A 6,530-nucleotide genomic window follows, 5' to 3' on the forward strand; every position below is an offset into this window, starting at 1 on the left:
GCCTCACCCCGGCCGACCTCAACCGTGCCGATCTGCGCGGCCCGGAGGCGGACCGGGCCGCCAGCGCCGTCGCCGCCCTGCCCGCCGTGCGCGCCGCCCTGCTCGACTGGCAGCGCGACTTCGGCCGGACCCATGGCGCGGTGATGGACGGGCGCGACATCGGCACCGTCGTCTTCCCCGAGGCGCCGCTGAAGCTCTTCGTCACCGCGAGCGCCGAGCAGAGGGCGCGGCGCCGCTGGCTAGAGTTGCGCGATCGCGGCGTCGCCGCCGACCCGGCGGCGGTGCTGGCGGAGCTGCAGGCGCGCGACGCCCAGGATGCCGGCCGCGCGGTGGCCCCCCTGAAGCCGGCGCGGGACGCGGTCCTGCTGGACACCACGGCGCTGGATGCCGAGGCCGCCTTCGCCGCCGCCCGCACCCTGGTGCGGGAGCGCCTGGGCCTCTAGCCGGCCAAGCGGATCGGGGGTGAGTCCGGATCGCGGGAACGGCCCGCGGGCCACCCGCCGCGGTGCCGCCAAGTCCCGAATCCGGCTGGATTTTCCCGGAACGTTACAGTCCTGTCGGATTCGGCTTGACGCCCGGCCTGACTCTGGCCTAGGCGAACGCTGGACTTCGAGGCCGCAGGGCCCCGGAGTGTCCGGCCCGGCGATGCTCCTTCCCTCGTGAAGCGCATCCAGCCCGCCGGGCCGGGAACAGGCGGGCCGACACACCGCCTATCGTCACAGGGTCGGTTGGCGCAGGTCCCGAGGGATGCGCCCGGCCAAGTCGTTCCCGTTCCGCGGGGGCGCAGGAATCGGCCCGGGGATCCTCTCCCGGGCGATGTTAGGAACACTCCGCTTCATGGCAAATGCCAACAGCCTGTCCACGACCTCCGCCGGCACCGAGGATTTCGCCGCGCTGCTCGATGCGACGCTCGGCGCTGACACCGGCTTCGCCGGCTCCGTCGTCACCGGCAAGGTGATCCGGGTCGACGATGACTTCGCGGTCGTGGATGTCGGGCTGAAGAGCGAGGGGCGCGTGCCCCTCAAGGAATTCGCGCCCCAGGGCCAGAAGGCCGAGGTGCAGCCCGGCGACGTGATCGAGCTCTTCGTCGAGCGCTACGAGGACCGTGACGGCTCGATCGTCCTGTCCCGCGAGAAGGCCCGCCGCGAGGAGGCCTGGACCAACCTCGAGAAGGCCTTCAACGCGCAGCAGCGCGTCAACGGCGTGATCTTCGGCCGCGTCAAGGGTGGCTTCACCGTCGACCTCGGCGGCGCCGTGGCCTTCCTGCCCGGCTCCCAGGTCGATATCCGCCCGGTGCGCGACGTCGGCCCGCTGATGGGCAGCCCGCAGCCCTTCCAGATCCTGAAGATGGACCGCGCCCGCGGCAACATCGTGGTCTCCCGCCGCGCCGTGCTGGAAGAGACCCGCGCCGAGCAGCGCTCGGAGCTGATCCAGGGCCTGAAGGAGGGCATGATCCTTGACGGCGTGGTCAAGAACATCACCGACTACGGTGCGTTCGTGGATCTCGGCGGCGTGGACGGCCTGCTGCATGTCACCGACATCGCCTGGCGCCGCATCAACCACCCCTCCGAGGCCCTGACCATCGGTCAGCAGGTCCGCGTGCAGGTCATCCGCTTCAACTCCGAGACGCAGCGTATCAGCCTCGGCATGAAGCAGCTGATGTCCGACCCGTGGGAGGGCGTGTCCATCAAGTACCCGGTCGGCGCCCGCTTCTCGGGCCGCGTGACCAACATCACCGACTACGGCGCCTTCGTGGAGCTGGAGCCGGGCGTCGAGGGCCTGGTCCACGTCTCCGAGATGAGCTGGACCAAGAAGAACGTCCATCCGGGCAAGATCGTCGCCACTTCGCAGGAAGTCGACGTGATGATCCTGGACGTGGACGAGCCGAAGCGCCGCATCTCGCTCGGCCTGAAGCAGGCCCAGGGCAATCCCTGGGAGCTGTTCCTGGAGAGCCACGGCCCGGGCTCGATCGTCGAGGGCGAGATCCGCAACATCACCGAGTTCGGTCTGTTCGTGGGTCTGGCGCCCGAGATCGACGGCATGGTCCACATGTCCGACCTGTCCTGGGACGTGGCCGGCGAGCAGGCCATGGCGCAGTACCAGAAGGGCCAGATCGTCAAGGCCAAGGTGCTCGACGTCGATGTGGAGAAGGAGCGCATCTCCCTCGGCATCAAGCAGCTCGAGGCCGATCCGGCCGCCGAGGTGCTGGACCGCGTCCGCAAGGGCGACATCGTCACCTGCGTGGTGACGAAGGTCGAGCAGAACGGCATCGAGGTGAAGGTCGATGACGTGCTGACCGGCTTCATCCGCCGCGCCGAGCTGGCGCGCGACCGTGGCGACCAGCGCCCCGACAAGTTCGCCATCGGCGAGAAGGTCGATGCGAAGGTGACGGCCGTGGATCGCGCCGCCCGCCGCCTGGCCCTGACCATCAAGGGCAAGGAAGTGGAGGAGGAGCGCGAGGCGATGAAGGAGTACGGCACCGCCGACTCCGGCGCCTCCCTGGGCGACATCCTGGGCGCGGCCATCCGCCGCCGCAACCAGATGGCGACCGAGGACTGATCCTCGAACCGCTGTCCCGGCCCCGTGCCGGGACGGGCTTTCGCGGCGCCCCGGGTGGTCCTCCACCCGGGGCGTTCGCGTTTCGGACGTTTCGTGGCTCAACGCCCGCCGCCCTGCCGCGTTCTCTCCCTGCCCGCTCCCCGCCCCGCGTTCCCCGACGCGTGAGCGGCTTCACGAGAACCGGAGACCCTGCCCATGACGGCCGATCCGACACGCGACCCCCTGACCCCGGCGGAGATCGCCGATGCCCGGATCCTGCGGGGTCAGGGCGGCGAGACGCATCAGCTGGCGGAGGGCGAGGTGCCCGTGCTGACCACGCAGCAGGGCATTCCCGTGGCCGACGACCAGAACACCCTGCGGGTCGGCCCGCGCGGCCCGAGCCTGCTGGAGGACTTCCACTTTCGCGAGAAGATCTTCCACTTCGACCATGAGCGGATCCCGGAGCGGGTCGTGCATGCGCGCGGCTTCGGCGCGCATGGCTATTTCGAGCTCTACGACTCCCTCTCGGACCTCACCCGCGCCGACCTGTTCCAGCGCAAGGGCGAGAAGACCCCGGCCTTCGTGCGCTTCTCCACCGTCGCCGGCAACAAGGGCTCGCCGGACGTGGCGCGCGACGTGCGCGGCTTCGCGGTCAAGCTCTACACGAAGGAAGGCAACTGGGACCTCGTCGGCAACAACATCCCGGTCTTCTTCATCCAGGACGCGATCAAGTTCCCCGACCTGATCCACGCCGCCAAGCAGGAGCCGGACCGTGGCTTCCCGCAGGCCCAGACGGCGCATGACAACTTCTGGGACTTCATCTCGCTGAGCCCGGAGGCCGTCAACATGGCGCTCTGGATCATGTCCGACCGCACCATCCCGCGCTCCTTCCGCTTCATGGAAGGCTTCGGCGTGCACACCTTCCGCCTGGTCAATGCCGAGGGCCGCTCCACCTTCGTGAAGTTCCACTGGAAGCCGAAGCTCGGCCTGCAGTCGGTGGTCTGGAACGAGGCGGTGAAGCTGAACGGCGCCGATCCGGACTTCCACCGCCGCGACCTCTGGGACGCCATCCAGATGGGCGACTTCCCGGAATGGGAGCTGGGGCTGCAGCTCTTCGACGAGGCCTTCGCCGACAGCTTCGACTTCGACATCCTCGACTCCACCAAGATCATCCCCGAGGAGCTGGTGCCGGTGCAGCGCGTCGGCCGGCTGGTGCTCGACCGCTGCGTGGACAATTTCTTCGCCGAGACGGAGCAGGTCGCCTTCTGCACCCAGAACATCGTCCCCGGCATCGACTTCACCAACGACCCGCTGTTGCAGGGCCGCAACTTCTCCTATCTCGACACGCAGCTGAAGCGCCTCGGCAGCCCCAACTTCACGCATATCCCGGTCAACGCGCCCAAGACCGCCGTCTGCAATTTCCAGCAGGACGGTCACATGGCTATGCGCAACCCGAAGGGGCGCGCCAATTACGAGCCCAATTCCTGGGGATCGGCCGGCGGCCCGCGCGAATGCCCCGAGCGCGGCTTCCGCTCCTGGCCGGCGCCCGAGAGCGGCGAGAAGCGCCGCGTCCGCGCCGAGCTCTTCGCCGACCACTACAGCCAGGCGCGGCAGTTCTTCCTCAGCCAGACGCCGGTCGAGCAGACGCATATCAAGAACGCCTTCGTCTTCGAGCTGAGCAAGGTGGAGACCCCCGCGATCCGCGCCCGGGTGGTGTCGCACCTGCTGAACGTGGACGAGGGGCTGGCGACGATGGTGGCCGATGGGCTGGGCCTCTCCCCGCTGCCGCCCGCGGCGCCGCCGGCCCGCCCGGTGGTGACGGGGCTGCCGCCCTCTCCGGCGCTCAGCATCCTGAAGAACGGGCCGCAGGACTTCGGCGGCCGCAAGGTCGGCGCCCTGGTGACCGACGGCACCGACGCCGCGGTGCTCAAGGCGCTCAAAGCCGCGCTGGAGGCGGAGGGCGCCCTGCTGGAGCTGGTGGCGCCGAAGGTCGGCGGCGTGACGCTGAGCGATGGCAGCACGGTCCCGGCGAAGCAGAAGGTCAATGGCGGCCCCTCGGTGCTCTATGACGCGGTGGCCGTGCTGCCCTCGGCCGAGGGCGCTGACCTGCTGGCCGGCGAGGCGACGGCGCGGGACTTCGTCACCGACGCCTATGCCCATGCCAAGTTCATCGCCCATACCGAGACGGCGCAGCCGCTGTTCGACAAGGCCGGGCTGACCGATCCGGATGACGGCTTCATCCCGCTGGCCAGCGCGGCGGATGCCAAGGCCTTCGTCGCGGCATGCCGGACGCTGCGCTTCTGGGACCGCGAGGCGAAGGTCCACGCCGTCTGAGACACCGCCGGGAGGAGCCCCCGCCGCTCCTCCCGGCGGCATCCGCCGGCCGCATCTCTCCCCGGGGGCGCGCGCCGCCGCTTGACCCTCCCCCCCTTCCCCCGCCATGGATGCGCGCAGCATGACCGCATCCCTGGAACACGACCTGCTGGTCGACCGCCGCAGGCTCAAGCGCCGGCTGCTGGCCTGGCGGGTCGCCGCCGTGCTGCTGGCCGCCGCCGCGCTCTTCGCCGTCCTCGGCCGGGGCCTCGGCGATGTCGCCGGCGGGCACCTGGTGCGGCTCGCGGTCGAGGGCACCATCACCGACGACCGCAAGGTGATCGAGGCGATCGACGAGGCGGCCAGGAACCCCGCCGTGCGGGGCATGATCCTGGCCATCGACAGTCCGGGCGGCACCGTGGCCGGGGGCGAGGGGCTGCACCACGCGCTGGCGCGCTTCCGCGCCGCCGGCAAGCCGCTCACGGCGGTGATGGGCGGCACGGCGGCCTCGGCCGGCTACATGATCGCCCTGCCGGCGGAGCGCGTCTTCGCCCGGGAATCGACCCTCACCGGCTCGATCGGCGTCATCCTGCAATCCTTCGAGGCCAGCGAACTCATGGAGATGCTCGGCATCCGCGCCGAGATGCTGACCTCCGGCGCGCTGAAGGGTCAGCCCAATCCCTTCCGCCCGATGACACCCGAGGCACGGCAGGCGCTGCAGGCGGTGATCGCCGACATGCATGCCCAGTTCGTCGGCCTGGTCGCCACCGGCCGCGGGCTGCCACGGGAGCAGGTCGCCGCGCTGGCCGATGGCCGCGTCTATACCGGACGGCAGGCGCTGGAACTGAAGCTGGTCGATGCCATCGGCGGCGAGGCCGAGGCGCGCGCCTGGCTGGCCGAGGCGCACGGCATCCCCGCCGGGACCGCGCTGCGCGAGATGGACCCGCGCGGCACCGCCGAGCGGATGCTGGGCCTCTCCCTGCGCGCCGCGATGAAAGCCCTGGTTTCAGAATGGCTTGCGATTGACGGAGCCCGGGCCGTTTGGCAGCTTCCCCGGTGATCGGCCCTGACGCAGGGCGACAGCAGGAGACAGCGGCGCCATGACCAAGTCCGAGTTGATCGCCCAGCTCGCCGCGGCGAATCCGCACCTGCGCCAGCCCGATGTCGAGCTGATCGTCGGCACCATCTTCGACGAGATCACCAACGCCCTGGCGCGCGGCGACCGTGTCGAGCTGCGCGGCTTCGGTGCCTTCACCGCCAAGCGCCGCGATCCGCGCACCGGGCGCAACCCGCGCACCGGCGAGGCGGTTGAGGTGGAAGGCAAGTCCGTTCCCTATTTCAAGCCCGGCAAGGAACTGCGCGAGCGCGTCAATGGCGGGCCCCTGCAGGACCCGAAGCGAGGCCCGCGCAGCCCAGCGAGTGCATCATGAGACTGATCGGCTCCCTCCTCACCCTTCTCCTGCTGCTGGTGCTGGTGCTCTTCGCCATCTCCAACACAGAGCCGGTGTCGCTGCGCTTCTGGCCCTTCGACCTGGTCTGGCAGGTGCCGCTCGCCGGCGCCGTGCTCGGCGCGGCGGCGCTCGCCTTCCTGCTGGGCGCGCTGCTCGCCTGGGGCGCCTCGCTCGCCTATAGGCGCCGGGCGCGGCGGATGCAGCGCGCGGCGCAGTTGCTGGAGGCGG

General features: G+C 70.4%; 6 protein-coding genes. All 6 read left to right on the plus strand.

The genetic code is table 11. The annotated features are described in order from the left end of the window. Positions 1-443, plus strand: a 443-nt coding sequence (locus ACVMLK_RS19270; RefSeq protein ID WP_457487327.1) for a (d)CMP kinase, incomplete at its 5' end; no start/stop codon positions are given. Positions 444-837: 394 nt separating this feature from the next. Then, positions 838-2,559 carry a 30S ribosomal protein S1 gene (rpsA, locus tag ACVMLK_RS19275; protein ID WP_198367077.1) on the plus strand — a complete coding sequence of 574 codons (1,722 nt, stop codon included), beginning with the start codon at positions 838-840 and terminating at the stop codon, positions 2,557-2,559. 195 nt (positions 2,560-2,754) lie between these two features. Further along, a complete protein-coding gene (katE, locus tag ACVMLK_RS19280) occupies positions 2,755-4,872 on the plus strand; it encodes a catalase (RefSeq protein WP_457487328.1) in 2,118 nt (705 codons plus the stop codon). Between the two features lie 121 nt (positions 4,873-4,993). Further along, positions 4,994-5,911 carry a signal peptide peptidase SppA gene (gene sppA, locus ACVMLK_RS19285; RefSeq protein WP_457487329.1) on the plus strand — a complete coding sequence of 306 codons (918 nt, stop codon included), beginning with the start codon at positions 4,994-4,996 and terminating at the stop codon, positions 5,909-5,911. Positions 5,912-5,951: 40 nt separating this feature from the next. After that, positions 5,952-6,281, plus strand: coding sequence for an integration host factor subunit beta (gene ihfB, locus ACVMLK_RS19290; RefSeq protein WP_198367074.1), 330 nt, complete (start codon positions 5,952-5,954; stop codon positions 6,279-6,281). Then, positions 6,278-6,530 (plus strand): lipopolysaccharide assembly protein LapA domain-containing protein (locus ACVMLK_RS19295; RefSeq protein ID WP_457487330.1); only part of this gene is annotated, 253 nt, incomplete at its 3' end. The genes ihfB and ACVMLK_RS19295, both read left to right, overlap by 4 nt.

Source organism: Teichococcus aerofrigidensis (assembly GCF_054073225.1).